Source organism: Lachnobacterium bovis, from assembly GCF_900111325.1.
Lineage (GTDB): Bacteria > Bacillota > Clostridia > Lachnospirales > Lachnospiraceae > Roseburia > Roseburia bovis_A.
In genome coordinates this window covers 16,881-33,771 of sequence record NZ_FOGW01000012.1, presented here as the reverse complement: position 1 = coordinate 33,771, position 16,891 = coordinate 16,881, and the positions used below count along the sequence as shown (strand labels likewise).

Below are 16,891 nucleotides of genomic sequence, written 5' to 3'. Positions count from 1 at the left end.
TAGAACGTGGTATAATTATGATAGAGAACAAAAATAAAATTCAAGCTACTAAAAAAACAAGAAAACTTATAATAATTATGCTTGTTGCAATATTAATTGAGGGTACTATTTTTGCGGCATTATTGTATATTAATGACTATTATAAGGCGAAAAGTGTAGCAAAGAGAGCTCTTATTAGTAACGAAAAGGTTACAGTAGAGGAGAAACAAGATTATTACATATTTAAGCCTAACAAAAAAAATGTCAAAGAAGCGATTATTTTTTACCCAGGTGCTAAAGTTGAGGAAACAGCGTATTCACAATTAGCATCGAAGTTTGCAGAAAGTGGCTATGAGTTTTTTATTGTTAAGATGCCAATGCGTTTAGCAATTTTAAAACAGAATGCGGCTGATGATATTATTTCGGATAAGAAGAATAATAATATCAAAAATTGGACTCTTATGGGGCATTCTATGGGCGGAGCAATGGCAGCTAATTACACTGCGGGCAATCAAAAGAAAGTTGATAGGTTAGTGTTGCTTGCGGCTTATGGAACTAAAGATTTATCTAAGTCGAAGGTAAAGGTTTTGAGTATTTGCGGAGACAAAGATAAAGTAATTAATCGAAGTAGTTTAAAAAAGAATAAGTCAAATCTACCTAAGGATACGGTGTCATGCACTTTAAATGGCGCTAACCATGCACAGTACGGAAACTATGGTAAACAAAAATCAGATGGTAAAGCAACTATTTCAGCAAATGAACAGCAAGAAATGGTTTTAGACTTATATTTAGGAACATTTAAAGAAAAAAATTAAGATATTTATTTTGTAAAAATAAAATTAGCTATGACGATATGGTATATAGTGAATAACTTTACTATGAACGAGGTACATGTTATGGAAGAAAGTTTTGTTACATACTCAAAGGTTAATTTTAACACTATGAATCCTAAATCTGAGGATATTAGAATTGAAGATATAGCACATGCACTGTCAATGATGGTGAGGCTTAATGGACATTATGATACTTTTTTCTCGGTTGGACAACATAGTATTCAATGTTGTAAAGAGGCAATGAGTAGACATTATGTGCCAGAAGTATCTCTAGGATGTCTTCTTCACGATGCAAGCGAGGCGTATTTATCGGATGTAATAGGTTCTTCAAAACAAAATATGACAATGTATTTGCAAATAGAGAATCAGTTACAAGGCGCTATATATAAAAAATTTCTCGGAGAAGTTCCGATGGGAGAAGCTTCGGTTCTCATAAAAGGAATAAATGATGCATGTTATTATTTTGAATACAAGCATTTTATGGGAATTGAGAAAAGGCCTAATGAGCCTATGATATTAAGTGAGATGAGCTATGAATTTGAGCCGTTTGAGAAGGTCGAAAAAGAATTTCTTGAATTGTTTAATAAACTTATGTCGGAAATAAAAAAATCGAAGCTAGGTAACAATTATCCAGTAAAGGATGAAGCTTCGAAAATAAAAATATAATATAAAACGGAAGCACTTATACTAATTTAGTCATTAGTTTAGTAAGGCTTCCGTTTTTGTTTTAAAAAAATTTATGTTTAAATATATTTTGATCTGAAAAATTTTATGTTTAAATATATTTTGATCTGAAAAATTTAGTTATTCATTGATGTTTACACCGTTAATGGTGGCATTTTCATTTTCTTCCATTGGGATAACAATGCATTTTTTACCATTTATTTTCTGTGATGTTATTTGTGATGCTTTCTGAGGTTTTACATGAAGAACAACGTCGTAAGATTTTTGTTCTTCTTCGTAGGTTTCAAGTTCTTGTGTTTTCTTAGAAAGCTCAACAATTTTTTCAGTTAATTCTATATTTTTCTCTGAGAGTTCTTCTTCTTGTTCTTGAATCTTATTGTCGCGTTCTTCAAGTTGTAATGTTAGAGAGCCTACTTGATCTTCTAGACCAAGTTTTTCTAGTTTGATGGCATTTTTTTCAAGAGCATTCTTTTCAATGAGATGCTCAGCTACTGGAATATCATCACCGAAAGTTTCTTCAATAGATTTTATAATTCTATCAGTTTTTTCTAACGCTACATTGCTATCAATAAGTGCTTTTTCCACATTTTCTTTGTTTAAAATCAACTTATCCTCTTCGTCTTCGTGGATAAGATCATAATCTTCAATCATATCGTTGATAGTTTGTTGTATATTAAGAAGAGCTTCATCTGTGTGCTCGTCCTCTGGTCCTAAAACATTTCTAACTATAGAATGGAAAGCAATTTTTTGTTCGGTCGCTGTTCTTTTTGGATTACAGCCAAGACCATTTTGAATAAATTCAGTATGTGGTTCTTTTGTGTTTTTAGTATAGAATAATGTTGAATGAATATCAGTACTTCTATCGTTAAAAGCAGGAAATAAAAATGCACTATCAGGCATTGCTACAACCCAATCACGATCTCTAGAAGCAATACGGTTTTCATTTTCTTTATATCCTAAAGCTGCCTTAGATAAGTTAACTGGACAAATAGCAACTAAAATATAGCGATAAACTTCTTCAGATTCATCTAAATCAATATTATCTTTTGTTTTAGTCATTACATCATAAGCGTCATTGAAAAGTAAAATTAAATAATTACCGGCATAATCATAAGAATCGATTACATGATCATAAAAGCTATCAAGTAATTCTTCGTTTTCAAGATTACTGTCTCTAAGGGCCATAAGTATTTGTTGACGGCCACCAACCTCTTCTTCAATAAGAGGAAATTCGAGATTTAAAAGATTATTTGCAACTTTACCAGAAAGACACTTATTAGCGATTTCTAGATATTTATGAAATTCTTCATCCTCTAAATTTAAAAATTTACTACCAAATTTACAAACTTTTTCTCGGTTAGCATCTACATAACAACCGCATAGTCGTGTGAATGTAACTTTATCTTGTTTGAAACGTCTTTTAAGTTCTAAAACTTCTTTTTTGTTCAAAATTTATACCTCTCTTTTTTAATGATTAATAAAAAACCCCTGAATTATCAAGTAAAAATGCAATATTAAAAAAAGCACTTCTAATATTACATTTGCATTAAATATTATATTATATTTGGGTTGAAAACTCCATACAACAAAAATAAAAAAAGACAAAAAAGCTTTACATAAATTTATTTTGTTATATAATTAAATAAAAACATAAAAAGGAGATATAATGGAAACAAAAGAAAAAATTACAAAAATAGTGACTCCTGTATTACAGACAAGAAATTTGACAAAATATTTTGGAACAAGAAAATGTTTAGACAATGTTTCGATTACAGTTGATGAGGGCGACATATATGGATTAATTGGTAAAAATGGTGCAGGTAAAACAACTTTTATGAAAGCATGTTTGGGAATGATTAAGCCTACAAGTGGAGAAACATTTTTTTGGGGAGCACAAAATTGTAGCAATAAAAATAATATAGGAACATTGATTGAATATCCTTCTTTTATCGGAAACAAAAGTGCAAGAGCTAATTTGGAGTTATTTTCTGAGATTTATGGTGGAAAGGAAAATATTGATGAAATTCTTAATATAGTTGGGCTTGCTGATACCGGTAAGAAAAAAGCAAAAAAATTTTCATTAGGTATGAAACAGAGATTAGGTATTGCAATTGCTTTACTTAATAATCCCAAATTGTTGATTTTAGATGAACCGATTAATGGTTTAGATCCAACAGGTATTAGAGAAATTAGAGATTTGATTTTACATTTAAATCGAGAAAAAAATGTAACATTTATTATATCAAGTCATTTATTAGATGAATTAGGAAAAGTTGCAACTAAATTTGGATTTATTGACAATGGAGTCTTAATTGAAGAAGTTACAGCAGAAGAACTCAAAGCTAAATGTACTTATAAAATTGTTATTGAAACAGATGATAATAAAAAAACAATTGATATGTTAAGTGAGTATGTAGACGGTGAGAAAATTAAGGAAATAGAATCATATGTTGTGGTAAATGATAGTGAACTAAAGACAAGAAAAATTAATAAAATATTAGTTGAAAATGGAATTGGTGTTGATTCAATTTATTACAAAGAACAAAGCTTAGAAGATTATTTCATAAAGAAAGTAGGTTAATTGAAAATGAATAAATTAATAAAATATGAATTAAAGAAAACATTTACTTCAAAAGCAATTTATGTATGTGGTGGAATTGGTGTGCTAGTTGCTATACTTAATGGCTTTTTATCATGTACAAAAGGACACGTGGCAGGAAAAAGTTATTTAATTGGTCTTCTTCCAGGTAGTTTATTATCAACTCTACTTGCTATTTTAGTCCCAATTATTGTTTGCGAAGAAATGGAATCTGGTTGTATAAAAACAATGATTGGAAAGGGATATTCAAGAAACAAAATATTTTTCTCAAAAGTAATTGTTTCAAATTTATATATGATTCTGTTAGCTAGTGTTTCGCTTATTACAGGATTAGTATACGCTGCATTTAGTAAAACTAATTTTAATGGAATAACTTCAAAATATATCTTAAATGTTATTTTGGAGATGCTAGTATTCATGATTATAGTTAATCTTGGAATTTTATTCTCTGTTTTAGCGAAAATAAAAGGAATTGCAATTGCTGCAACTATATTTTGTCCATCTGTTATTGAAATTGGTTTACTTGCTCTTGATGTAGTTACTAAAAAAGAAATAATGAGTAAATTTTGGTATGGTTCTTTTAATCCAGCTTTGATGGAAGGGGTACTTAAAAATTCAGAATATATAAGAATTGCATTAGTATCATTGTCGTACAATTTGATTTTTTTAGGAATTGCATATGTACTATTAAGAAAAAAAGATTTTTAAATCGTATAAACGCAAGAATAGCTTTATATAGAACTTATTTCAAAAATAAAATTGAGGAATATTTAAATCGCATTGCGGTATAAATATTCCTTTTATGTTTGCTAAATTTGTACATCGATTGTAAAATAAAATGAGAAAATAAAAAAGGTGATTGCAGATGAAAAGAATAAATATAGGAATATTAGCTCATGTTGATGCTGGTAAAACAACATTATCAGAAGCATTATTATATAAAACAGGGCAAATTAGAAAATTAGGACGCGTAGATCATAAAGATGCGTTTTTAGATACAGATTCGATGGAAAAAGATCGTGGAATTACGATCTTTTCAAAGCAAGCAAAAATAAAAACTAAAGAAATGGATATTACGTTATTAGATACACCAGGACATGTGGACTTTTCGGCAGAAATGGAAAGAACATTAGAAGTCTTAGATTATGCAATTTTAGTAATATCTGGAACGGATAAAATTCAAAGTCATACTAGAACTGTCTGGAAACTTCTAAAGCATTACAATGTGCCAACTTTTATCTTTGTTAATAAGATGGATTTAGTTGGGGCAAATAAAGAAGAAGTTTTATCAGAATTAAAAGGTGGATTATCCAATGAATGTGTGGATTTTTCAGTCCTTTTTGATAATGATGGTGTAAAAAGTGACAAAAAAAACGAATGGGAAGAAGAAATTGCAGTAAGCGATGAGAGTTTATTAGAAAAGTATATGGAAACAGGCGCCTTAGAAGAAAAAGATATTTCTAAGGTTGTAAGTCAGAGAAAAGTTTTCCCATGCATATTTGGTTCAGCACTTAACTTAGAGGGAGTAGAAGAACTTTTTTCGATAATAGAAAAATATACAAGTTGTCCTAAATATGGGGATGAATTTGGAGCAAGAATATATAAAATCGGGCATGATGTTTCAGGAAAGCGTCTTACATTTTTAAAGGTTACAGGAGGAACTATTAAAGTTAAAGACTTGATAGAGTATACTGATAATCGCAGAAGTGAAAATGAAAGTGATGATACTGAAAATACAATTGCTGAAAAGATTGATCAAATTAGAATATATTCAGGAGAAAAGTTTGAGGCTGTTGATGAGGTTTGTGCAGGTACAGTGTGTGCAGTAGTTGGTTTGACAAAGACACAAGCTGGAATGGGACTTGGTTTTGAAAATAATGAGCGAGAAACAATTTTAGAACCAGTATTAAATTATCAGATTTTTTTCCCAGATAATATAACTAAAAATCAAATGCTACAAAATCTTAGAGTCTTAGAAGAAGAAGATCCTAAGTTAAATGTTGTGTGGAATGAGGAACTTAAAGAGATTCATGTACAACTCATGGGACCGGTTCAGATAGAAGTATTAACTCATTTGATAAAAGAACGATTTGATATAAGTGTATCATTTGGAGAGGGAAGCATAGTATATAAAGAGACAGTTGCAAAACCAATAGAAGGAGTAGGGCATTTTGAACCATTAAGGCATTATGCAGAAGTGCATTTACTTATTGAGCCAGGAGAAAGAGGTAGTGGAGTTACTGTTGCAAGTAGCTGCAGTACAGATATTTTAGACTTAAATTGGCAACGTTTAATAACTACTCATATTGAAGAAAAAGAGCATAAAGGTGTTTTAACTGGAAGTGGTTTGACAGATGTAAAAATTACAATTTTAACAGGACGTGCGCATCAGAAACATACAGAAGGTGGAGATTTTAGACAAGCAACATATCGTGCGATAAGAAATGGTCTTATGAAAGCAAAAAATCTATTATTAGAGCCTTACTTTAGTTTTGAAATTGAAGTTCCTAAAGAAAATATTGGTCGTGCGCTTTCTGATATGGAGCAAAATTTTGCAAAATATAATTCTCCAGAATTTATACAAATAAATGGCGAAGAATGGACACGATTAACAGGAAAGGTACCAGTATCAACAGTAACTAATTATAAATCAGTTTTAAATGAGTACACCAGTGGAAGAGGAAGAATATCCCTTAATTTAGAAGGGTATGATATTTGCCATAATCCTCAAGAAGTTATAGCAGAGCGAGCATATAATCCGGAAATGGATCTTAGAAATACAGCAGATTCAGTGTTTTGTGCGCATGGAGCTGGATTTGTAGTTCCTTGGGCTGAGGTAGAAAATTATATGCATTTAGATTATGTATACCAAGGAGGAGAACTTAATTATTCAGGCTATGGAGATGAACTTGAAAATTTTGATTTACAAGCTTTTACAGCTCTTAGCAAACGAAAAGAAGAAGAAAAAAGAAAATTTGAAAAAATGAATAGTTACGAAGTTGATGCACAGCTTCAGTCAATATATCAAAGAGAGTTTGGAATGAACAAAGATGATATGCTTGACTACGAACGTAAAAAATGGATGAAAAAAAATAAATCAGATGACAATAAGGTGTCTACAGTTAAGGTAAAAAAAGATAGACATGGTAATCCAATATATAAAAAAAATAAGGAACAGATACTTATTGTTGATGGTTATAATATTATTTTTGGATGGCCTGATTTATATGAATTAGCAAACACAAATATGGACTCGGCGAGAGATAAGTTATTAGATGAATTAGCTAATTATCAAGGGTTTAAGCATTGTGAAATTATAGTTGTTTTTGATGCATACAAAAATAAAAATAATCCAGGCAAACATAATATGTACCACAATATAAATGTGGTATATACAAAAGAAGATGAAAAGGCAGATACCTATATTGAAAGAAAGGTAAATGAATTAAAGGATAAGTATAATATAACGGTTGCTTCATCAGATGGACTAGTTCAGCTTACAACTATGAAATTTGGAGCATTACGTTTATCTGCAAGGCTTTTAAAAGAGGAAATAGAAGCTGTATGTTGCAATGGAATGGAACAATATAGAGGAAGTAGTGATGAATAAAATTAAATACAATAAATTGATAGATGATATAAAAATTCAAATAAAGCAAAAAAAATATCAACCAGGCGATAGGCTTCCTTCAGAGAATGCTTTTGCAAAAGAATACGAAATAAGTCGTCAAACAATTAGAAAGGCATTAAAAGTATTAGAAGATGAAGGATATATTTTTGCAGTTCATGGGAAGGGAACTTTTGTGTCTGAAAGGGTAAGACATACGAAGCAGTCCAAAAATATAGCGGTTATAACGACGTATTTATCGGATTATATTTTTCCACGAGTAATACAAGGGATTGATAAAGTGTTTTCTGAAAATGGATATAGTATTATTTTAAAAACTACAGGGAATTCCCAAACTGTAGAAGCAAGATGTATAGAAGAATTATTGTCTAAAGATATAGATGGACTCATTATTGAACCAAGTAGAAGTCAAATTTATTGTAAGCATTTAAGCTTGTTTGAACAAATGGATGAATATTCGATACCTTATCTTTTTATACAAGGATATTTTGAGGAATTAAGTGATATACCGGGGGTATTTGTTGATGATGAAAAAGGTGGATATTTAATAACTAAGTATTTGATTTCTAGGGGATGTCAAAATATATATGGAATATTTAAAGTAGATGATATTCAAGGAAAAAACAGACATAAGGGTTATGTAAAGGCTTTACAGGAAGCAAATATTACCTATGATCCAGATAAGGTAATTTGGTTTCATACAGAAGATCGTGGAATAAAACCAAGAGAAGCAATTAGTTCATTGATTAAACGAAATGTGAAAATGGATTCAGTTGTTTGTTATAATGATCAGATTGCGGTCGAGGTGATACGAACCTTTCAAGTACATGGATTAAAAGTGCCAGAAGATGTATCAGTTACAGGTTTTGATAATTCATTTTTGGCAAAAAACAATATAGTACCAATCACAACAGTATCACATCCGCAGGAGTTACTTGGACAAAAGGCGGCAGAATTAATGCTTCAAATGCTTCAAGGAGAAAAATTAGATTATGACGATAGTCACATAGTGATGGAACCGCAGATTGTTGTGAGAAGTTCAACAATATAGTAAACTAAGATTAAAGAAAATAACTAGAAATGAGGGCATGAAATGATAAATAATCCGTATATCAATTTGAATTGGGCACTTAATAGAAACTTGTTTTTTGAAAGATTTAAATTTTTAAATATGGGGAATAAAAACAATAAAATACTATATTTGATTGGTTTTATAATTAATGAGTATATTTTGTGTTTATTAGGTATGGGGGTATTGTGTTATTATTTTAAAAATCCCAAATTATTCATGATATTGCCAATAGGATTGATGATGGCATTGATTATTGGAATAGATGGAAATGATTGGAAGTTATTTGACAGGGCAGATTTTCAAATGTCGGAGCCATCGGCTTTTAAAAGGGCATTAAAAATTTTGAATGGAATTATTATATACAGGTTAGGTATAAAAACAAATATTTTTTTGTATGCGTTACTAACAGGCATTTTTCTTCGCATTTCTCCAGGTGTAATCCTTTGTGTGTGTATAATATTTAGTTTTATTTTTGTTTTGTGTGAAATGTTTGCATTTATAATAAGGTATAGTACTTTTTTGATTAAAAAAATATATAGTTTAATAAGTTACGTTGGTTCTCTGGTGATCTCAACAATATTCTTTTTTTCACTTATTAGTTCTTTGGTATATTTAGCACAGAATGTAATAAATAGAAAAATTACATATAGTAGCATTGAAAAAAAGTTAATACAGAATGGAAAAACTATGTATTTCTTTATTGGTGCCAATAAAGAAATGATATTAATAGCATTGAGTATTTATGCATTGATAATAGTTGGAGGCTTTTTTGTAACAATAAGAAGAATACAAAAGAGTGATTACATTGATAAAGAAAAGAAGTATTATTCATTAAGATATTTGTTTTCGCTTGTTCTTTATGAAAAAATAATAAAAAATATATATAAAGAAAATGAAGAATTATTAGTGATTATTTTGAAGGAAGTGCGTTTATTTGCTGATAGTTTTCGTTATAAATATAGAGATTATTTTTTCGTGATTGGACCAGATCGTTCAACTACTTTTTTGATTGCTGTATTTTTTTATTTGCTATATCATTCAGTAAAAAATCAGCAGATATTTATTGTTCCAATAGTAATTACATTTGCAATCGCAGATATTTTTTCAGCAACAACTATGAAATTACTAACTAATTTTTCATTTGTAGCAGAGTATCAGACATTGCAAACTTATTTAGCAAATGGTCTTGATTTTAGAGATGTTATTAAGGGAAAGATAAGATTTTTCTATGGGATAAAAAGTTTTGGATTTTGCTGTTATTTAGTTAGCGCAAATATTTGCATGTATACATTAAAATGTGAATGGTATGTTTTTTTGGTTAGTAATTCATTGTGTGTGATGATGTTTGCTTTGTTACCAAAGTGTTGTTTTTATAATAATTTGATTTATACAAGAATGAATTATAAGTTATATGAACAATATATGGAAGAAAGTGGAATCATTGATGTTGGAGTTAAGGAGTTTATTCCCTTATCTATGTATTATTCAGGATTCTATTTGATTTCAATAATTGAGATTATAGTAGTCTGTGTGTGTAATTCACTTCCGATGTTTGTTATACCTGTGGGAGTGTTCTATGCGATAACAGTATGTTATGCAATTGTTGGATTAGGTGTATGTAATTATATAATGATGCGAATAGGAAAAAATATTAGTTCTTTTATTGAAAGAGGTGATTTGTCTGCAGATTTTGCAAAGATTTTTGAAAAATAAAACATATAAGCATTTTAGATAGATTATTTAAAAGAGGTAAAATAGATGTCAAATATAATTGAAGTAAAAAATCTAGTTTTTGGATATGAAGAAGACAGAGTTTTGAATGGAATCTCGCTTGAAGTAAAACCTGGCGAGATATTATTGATAGAGGGAGAAAATGGTGCAGGTAAAACAACACTTTTAAAGTGCATGAGTGGAATTGTAAACAATGGAAAATCCATTTTTGTCAATGGTAAGGAAGTGTATAAAAATCGATATTTGTTGAAACAAAATTCCTTCGTGATGAGTGAAGATTTTTTGTATGACTATATGACTACAGATGAAAATATTCTCTTTTTTCAAAAAATATTTAAAGAAGATGAGGAGTTTATTTGTAAGGTGAATCGTTATTTAGCGGATTTTGATGTAGAAAAGTATAAAGATACATTAATTAAAAATCTATCACAAGGAACCAGAAGTAAAGTGTATTTGGCAATTATGTTGTCTAAGAAGCATAAACTGTTGATTTTAGATGAGCCATATACAGCACTAGATTTAAAAACTCAAAAAAAATTGGTTAATATAACACAAAGTTATATACAATCAAAGGATAAAGCAGTTGTTATGGTTACACATATAAAAGAATTTAAGCGATTGGCAACACGTATCATAAAAATAGAGAAAGAAGGGTAAATGTAAAATGACAATAAGAGTAGTACTTAAGATATTATTTTTTATCGCTGTTGTATGTACGTTGTATATTTTGAAAAAGGGTGATAATAAATAATCCAAAAATAAAATCAAAACTTGTACATAATAAAAAAGTAAAAAATACAAGTTCTGTTTTAAATTATGCCGTGATTTAGCATACTTTTTACCGAAAAACTAATAATAAAAAACAACTTGTATATAGCTATATACAAGTAATATACTAAAAATATAAAAAAGAGGTGCAGAATTGTATTTCTAATAGACATTTAAAACGAGAAATGGGGAAATTCTCGTTATATAAGGTGATATAAAAAGGTAAAAAGGAGAGAGCGAAATGAAATTACAAAAGAAAGATTACAAGTTTTGGTTTTGTACAGGATCACAAGATTTATACGGAGATGAATGTTTAGCTAACGTTGCACAACATTCAAAAAGAATTGTAGAAGAATTAAATAAATCAGGAAAATTACCATTTGAAGTTGTTTGGAAACCAACTTTAATTACAAGTGAATTAATTAGAAGAACATTTAATGAAGCAAATATCGATGAGCATTGTGCAGGTGTAATTACATGGATGCATACTTTTTCACCAGCAAAATCATGGATTCAGGGTTTAAGAGAATATAAAAAACCAATGCTACATTTACATACACAATTTAATGAAGAACTTCCTTATGACACAATAGATATGGATTTTATGAACGAAAATCAGTCAGCTCATGGAGACAGAGAATTTGGACATATAGTTACTAGAATGGGAATTGAAAGAAAAGTAGTTGTTGGACATTGGTCTGATGTTGAGGTACAAGAAAAAATTGGCGCTTGGATGAGAACGGCTGTAGGCGTAGTTGAAAGTAGTCATATTAGAGTTATGCGTGTGGCTGATAATATGAGAAATGTTGCAGTTACAGAAGGTGACAAAGTTGAAGCACTTGAAAAATTTGGTTGGGAAGTTGATGCGTATCCAGTAAATGAAATCGCTGAAGCAGTTTCTGCAGTTTCAGTATCAGATACAAATGCTTTAGTAGATGAATATTATGATAAATACAATATTTTATTAGAGGGGAGAGATCCTGAAGAATTTAGAAAACATGTCGCTGTTCAAGCTCAGATAGAATTAGGTTTTGAAAGATTTTTAGATGAAAAAAATTATCAAGCTATCGTAACTCATTTTGGTGATTTAGGTTCATTAAAACAATTACCAGGATTAGCAATTCAAAGATTAATGGAAAAAGGATATGGATTTGGAGCCGAAGGTGATTGGAAAGTAGCAGCAATGGTTCGTTTAATGAAAGTTATGACTGCAGGAAAAAAAGATGCAAAAGGTACATCAATGTTAGAAGATTATACCTATAATTTAGTTAAAGGAAAAGAAGGAATTTTACAATCTCATATGCTTGAAGTTTGCGCTTCAATCGCAGATGGTCCTATTTCTATCAAATGTCAGCCATTATCAATGGGAGATAGAGAGGATCCTGCAAGACTTGTATTTACATCTAAAGAAGGAAAAGGTATCGCAACATCACTTATTGATTTAGGAAATAGATTTAGATTAATTATAAACGAAGTTGATGCTCATAAAACAGAAAAACCAATGCCAAAGCTTCCAACAGCAACTAATTTCTGGACACCTCAGCCAAATCTAAAAGTTGGTGCAGAAGCATGGATTTTAGCTGGTGGTGCACATCATACAGCATTTACATATGATCTTACAACAGAGCAGATGGAAGATTGGGCTAATATGATGGGAATTGAAGCTGTTGTAATTGATAAAGATACAAAAATTAGAGATTTCAAGAGAGATTTATTACTTGGTGATGTAGTTTATCGCTAAAAATTAAAAAAGTTATTAATGGAAATTTACAAGGTAGAAGGAAAAAGAAAAGTGGGCTACGTACAAAGGGGGCAAATAATGAACGTGGATTTAAAAACTTACATTGAAAGTGGTAAAGCTGTACTTGGAATTGAATTTGGTTCAACACGTATAAAAGCTGTTTTAATAGGACAAAATAAAGAACCAATTGCAAGTGGCTCTTATACTTGGGAAAATCAGCTCGTTGATCATATTTGGACATATAGTCTTGATTCTATTTGGAATGGTTTACAAAAATGTTATTTAGATTTATTAGACGATGTTAAGAAAAAATATGATTGTAAAATAAAAAAATTAGGTGCGATTGGATTTTCTGCTATGATGCATGGATACATGGCATTTGATGAAGATGGAAATTTATTGGTTCCATTTAGAACATGGAGAAATACAATAACCCAGGAGGCATCAGAACGATTAACAGAGTTATTCGATTTTCATATTCCACAAAGATGGAGTATTGCGCACTTATATCAAGCAATGTTAAATAAGGAAGAACATGTTGGAAAAATAAAATCATTACTTACACTTGCTGGTTATATAAACTGGAAAATGACAGGAAAAAAAGTAGTTGGTGTAGGCGAAGCTAGCGGTATGTTTCCAATAGATATAAAAACTTGTGATTATAATGAAGAAATGATAACAAAATTTGAAAAAAAAGCACAAGAAAAGGGTTATGAAGTTAGCTTGCGATCATTGTTACCTAAAGTTGCATGCGCAGGTGAAATGGCAGGACAATTGACTAAGGAAGGTGCTGCAAAGTTAGATGTTACAGGAGAGCTAGAAGCTGGAATACCAGTTGCACCAGCAGAAGGTGATGCAGGAACAGGAATGGTGGCAACTAATAGTGTTCGTCCAAGAACAGGAAATGTTTCAGCAGGAACTTCAGTTTTTGGAATGGTAGTTTTAGAAAAAGAATTATCAAAAGTATATGATGCTATTGATTTAGTTACAACACCTTCTGGAGATTTAGTTGCTATGGTACATTGTAATAACTGCACTTCTGATTTGAATGCATGGATTAATATTTTTAAAGAGTTCACAAAACTGTTTAAAATGGATATATCGACAGATGAGTTATATAAAAAATTATATAAAAATGCTATGAATGGTGATGCAGATTGTGGAGATTTAGTGGCATATAATTATTTTTCGGGAGAGCATATAACAGGATTTGAAGAAGGACGTCCTTTGTTTGTTAGAACTCCAGAAAGTAAATTCACATTGGCTAATTTCATGAGAACTAATTTGTATGCGTCACTTAGCGTTTTAAAAACAGGATTTGATATTTTATTCAAACAAGAAGGTGTACAAATCGACAAAATATATGGACATGGAGGTTTGTTTAAAACAAAAGGTGTAGGACAAAATATACTTGCAGCAGCATTAAATACACCAGTTTCTGTTATGGAAACAGCAGGTGAAGGTGGTGCATGGGGAATGGCACTACTTGCAAGTTATTTAATAGACAAAAAAGAACATCAATCACTTGCTGATTATCTTAAAGATGAAGTTTATAAAAACAATATAGGCATAGAAGTGTTGCCAGAGAAAAAAGACGTTGATGGTTTTAATATGTATATAGATAGATACACTAAGGGACTTGAAATTGAACGTGCAGCAGTTGGAGTCTTGTGATTCTTTGAAGTAGGACATGCGTTAACTATATTATAACATTTCCAATGTGGGGGTATTCTTTTTTATTAATGAAAATGATGTATTTATGCGTCTTGTGGCGTTTTGCAAACGCCTAGTAATAATCAATAAAAAAGGGGGATATGATGTCTAATACAATTAATATTACATCTGCTTTCTGGTCACGATACAGAAATTTAGTAAGAACGGAAATGATTCCTTTTCAATGGAATGTGTTAAATGACACTGCTGGTATCAAAATTGAAAAAGAAAGATTAAATGATGAGGGAATTCCTAGCGAAAAAAGTAATGCAATTGAAAATTTTAAGGTTGCTGCTGGGAGAACAAAGGGAACTCATTATGGATGGACGTTTCAAGATAGTGATGTGTATAAGTGGCTTGAAGCCGTAGCCTATTCTCTTAGAGAGAAAATGGATCCTGAACTTGAGAAGAAAGCATTGGAAACTATTGATCTTATCGCAGATGCTCAGGAGGAAGATGGGTATCTTGACACATTTTATTCTATTTTAGGTATAGAGTATAGATATCAAAGCTTGGCAGGTAGTCACGAGTTATATTGCATGGGACATTTTATTGAAGCGGCTGTGGCATATTATGAAGCAACAGGTAATGAGAAAGTTCTGAAAGTTGCTAAAAAGGCTGCAGATAACATAGATGCTAACTTTGGTGCAGAAGAAGGAAAGATACATGGATATGATGGGCATGAAGAAATAGAAATAGGATTACTTCGACTTTATCATATTACTAATGAGAAACGGTATTTAAGCTTAGCTAAATATTTTCTTATGGAGCGCGGAAAACATCCTGATTTTTTCAAAGAACAAGCCAAGGTATATAAAGGACCTAATGCCCTTGGAGGGATAGAAAAAGCGACTGCTTCTTATTTTCAAAATCATAAGCCGATACTAGAGCAGAATACGGCAGAAGGACACGCCGTTAGAGTTGTATATATGTGTACTGCATTGGCTGATTTAGCTGCCACCACTGGTGACAGGGTAATCTATGAAGCCTGCAAAAAACTTTGGGACAATATAACAACTAAACGAATGTTTATCACGGGTGGAATCGGTTCAACTGTTCACGGAGAGGCTTTTACACTAGATTATGATTTACCAAATGATACTATGTACTGTGAAACTTGTGCAGCTATAGGTTTGATATTTTTTTCCAGACAGATGTTGAGAAATGAAGCAAAATCTGAATATGCAGAAGTAATGGAGCGAGCATTGTACAATTGCACATTAGCCGGTATGGCTTTAGATGGAAAGCACTTTTTTTATGTAAATCCTCTAGAGGTAAAACCAAGCAAATCATTGAAGGATCCTGGCAAAAGCCATGTAAAGCCTGTAAGACCAAGTTGGTTGGGGTGTGCATGTTGTCCACCAAATCTAGCGAGAATGATTACATCATTAGATGATTACATATATACGGTATCAGATGATTGTATACTGATTAACCAATATATTTCGTCGAAGGCATCACTTGCAGTAAAAGATGGCTGTGCATTAATACAACAAACCACAGATTTTCCATGGGATGACAAAGATATAATGGTAGTAACAAACAATTCTACTTCCACAATACGTGTAGGAATTCGAATCCCTATGTGGGCGGATAAAGTGACTCTCAAATTAAATGGGAAAGAGACTATGGTAAAACCTGAATGGGGCTACCATTATGAAGAGATCGAACACGGTAAGACGATAGAAATACAGCTTATGTTTAGTATGCCTATTTTGAGAAATTATTGTAACCCTATGGTATCTGAGGATATAGGAAAAATCGCTATTTCACGAGGACCACTGGTATATTGTCTAGAAGAAGTGGATAATGGCGATAATTTATGTGGGCTAAGCCTTCCTGAGGACGCTAAATTGTCATATAGTTTCAAAGCAGACGTTTTAAATGGTGTTGGCGTAATCACTGCTTATGGAAAAAAACTACAACAAAATGTGGATAATTTGTTATATACAAATAAGAAGCCAGAAAAGAAGGATGTAAAGCTTACATTTATACCATATTATGCATGGGCAAATCGAGGCGAAAATGAAATGGAGGTTTGGGTAAGAGAATAACCCCTTTCAGGAATGAGTATGATGATTTGACATCTTTATCATACCGTATTGAACCGACCCCAAAAAGTTTAACTTTTTGGGGTCACCTC

General features: G+C 31.1%; 12 protein-coding genes. 11 read left to right on the top strand and 1 reads right to left on the bottom strand.

The features are described 5' to 3' along the window. Positions 1-17 precede the first annotated feature (17 nt). Together BMY79_RS06345 and BMY79_RS06340 are read left to right on the top strand one after the other, a co-directional pair. Positions 18-794, top strand: coding sequence for an alpha/beta fold hydrolase (locus tag BMY79_RS06345; protein WP_074730624.1), 777 nt, complete (start codon positions 18-20; stop codon positions 792-794). 81 nt (positions 795-875) lie between these two features. Further along, on the top strand, positions 876-1,478 hold the full coding sequence (locus BMY79_RS06340) for a phosphohydrolase (protein ID WP_022749601.1): 603 nt from the start codon (positions 876-878) through the stop codon (positions 1,476-1,478). Between the two features lie 138 nt (positions 1,479-1,616). Here the strand turns inward: BMY79_RS06340 and BMY79_RS06335 are convergent, their stop codons facing one another. Continuing rightward, complete coding sequence (locus tag BMY79_RS06335) at positions 1,617-2,945, bottom strand: DUF4317 domain-containing protein (RefSeq protein ID WP_022749602.1); 1,329 nt, start codon at positions 2,943-2,945, stop codon at positions 1,617-1,619. 217 nt (positions 2,946-3,162) lie between these two features. On the opposite strand from BMY79_RS06335, the gene BMY79_RS06330 reads away from it, so the two are divergent. The 9 genes from BMY79_RS06330 to BMY79_RS06290 all read left to right on the top strand — a co-directional run bounded on the left by BMY79_RS06330 (position 3,163) and on the right by BMY79_RS06290 (position 16,802). Then, positions 3,163-4,077, top strand: a complete 915-nt coding sequence (locus tag BMY79_RS06330; RefSeq protein ID WP_074730623.1) for an ATP-binding cassette domain-containing protein — start codon at positions 3,163-3,165, stop codon at positions 4,075-4,077. 6 nt (positions 4,078-4,083) lie between these two features. After that, positions 4,084-4,803 carry an ABC transporter permease gene (locus BMY79_RS06325; protein ID WP_074730622.1) on the top strand — a complete coding sequence of 240 codons (720 nt, stop codon included), beginning with the start codon at positions 4,084-4,086 and terminating at the stop codon, positions 4,801-4,803. Between the two features lie 157 nt (positions 4,804-4,960). Continuing rightward, positions 4,961-7,705 carry a translation factor GTPase family protein gene (locus BMY79_RS06320; protein ID WP_027421686.1) on the top strand — a complete coding sequence of 915 codons (2,745 nt, stop codon included), beginning with the start codon at positions 4,961-4,963 and terminating at the stop codon, positions 7,703-7,705. Beyond that, positions 7,698-8,774, top strand: a complete 1,077-nt coding sequence (locus BMY79_RS06315; RefSeq protein ID WP_029066823.1) for a GntR family transcriptional regulator — start codon at positions 7,698-7,700, stop codon at positions 8,772-8,774. The genes BMY79_RS06320 and BMY79_RS06315 overlap by 8 nt, the downstream gene beginning before the upstream one ends. Before the next feature lie 42 nt (positions 8,775-8,816). Continuing rightward, positions 8,817-10,508, top strand: coding sequence for a hypothetical protein (locus tag BMY79_RS06310; RefSeq protein ID WP_074730621.1), 1,692 nt, complete (start codon positions 8,817-8,819; stop codon positions 10,506-10,508). Between the two features lie 45 nt (positions 10,509-10,553). Further along, positions 10,554-11,183, top strand: a complete 630-nt coding sequence (locus BMY79_RS06305) for an ATP-binding cassette domain-containing protein (RefSeq protein WP_074730620.1) — start codon at positions 10,554-10,556, stop codon at positions 11,181-11,183. 352 nt (positions 11,184-11,535) lie between these two features. Beyond that, a complete protein-coding gene (gene araA / locus BMY79_RS06300) occupies positions 11,536-13,035 on the top strand; it encodes an L-arabinose isomerase (protein ID WP_074730619.1) in 1,500 nt (499 codons plus the stop codon). Positions 13,036-13,113: 78 nt separating this feature from the next. Then, positions 13,114-14,709 carry a xylulokinase gene (locus BMY79_RS06295; RefSeq protein ID WP_074730618.1) on the top strand — a complete coding sequence of 532 codons (1,596 nt, stop codon included), beginning with the start codon at positions 13,114-13,116 and terminating at the stop codon, positions 14,707-14,709. Positions 14,710-14,852: 143 nt separating this feature from the next. Beyond that, on the top strand, positions 14,853-16,802 hold the full coding sequence (locus tag BMY79_RS06290) for a glycoside hydrolase family 127 protein (RefSeq protein WP_207645450.1): 1,950 nt from the start codon (positions 14,853-14,855) through the stop codon (positions 16,800-16,802). Positions 16,803-16,891 lie beyond the last annotated feature (89 nt).

Excerpts from the sequence above, each read along its gene's own strand:
- BMY79_RS06325 (WP_074730622.1), top strand. The coding sequence starts at position 4,084 with ATGAATAAATTAATAAAATATGAATTAAAGAAAACATTTACTTCAAAA.
- BMY79_RS06330 (WP_074730623.1), top strand. The coding sequence starts at position 3,163 with ATGGAAACAAAAGAAAAAATTACAAAAATAGTGACTCCTGTATTACAG.
- BMY79_RS06290 (WP_207645450.1), top strand. The coding sequence starts at position 14,853 with ATGTCTAATACAATTAATATTACATCTGCTTTCTGGTCACGATACAGA.
- araA (WP_074730619.1), top strand. The coding sequence starts at position 11,536 with ATGAAATTACAAAAGAAAGATTACAAGTTTTGGTTTTGTACAGGATCA.
- BMY79_RS06345 (WP_074730624.1), top strand. The coding sequence starts at position 18 with ATGATAGAGAACAAAAATAAAATTCAAGCTACTAAAAAAACAAGAAAA.
- BMY79_RS06310 (WP_074730621.1), top strand. The coding sequence starts at position 8,817 with ATGATAAATAATCCGTATATCAATTTGAATTGGGCACTTAATAGAAAC.
- BMY79_RS06305 (WP_074730620.1), top strand. The coding sequence starts at position 10,554 with ATGTCAAATATAATTGAAGTAAAAAATCTAGTTTTTGGATATGAAGAA.
- BMY79_RS06295 (WP_074730618.1), top strand. The coding sequence starts at position 13,114 with ATGAACGTGGATTTAAAAACTTACATTGAAAGTGGTAAAGCTGTACTT.
- BMY79_RS06340 (WP_022749601.1), top strand. The coding sequence starts at position 876 with ATGGAAGAAAGTTTTGTTACATACTCAAAGGTTAATTTTAACACTATG.
- BMY79_RS06320 (WP_027421686.1), top strand. The coding sequence starts at position 4,961 with ATGAAAAGAATAAATATAGGAATATTAGCTCATGTTGATGCTGGTAAA.
- BMY79_RS06315 (WP_029066823.1), top strand. The coding sequence starts at position 7,698 with ATGAATAAAATTAAATACAATAAATTGATAGATGATATAAAAATTCAA.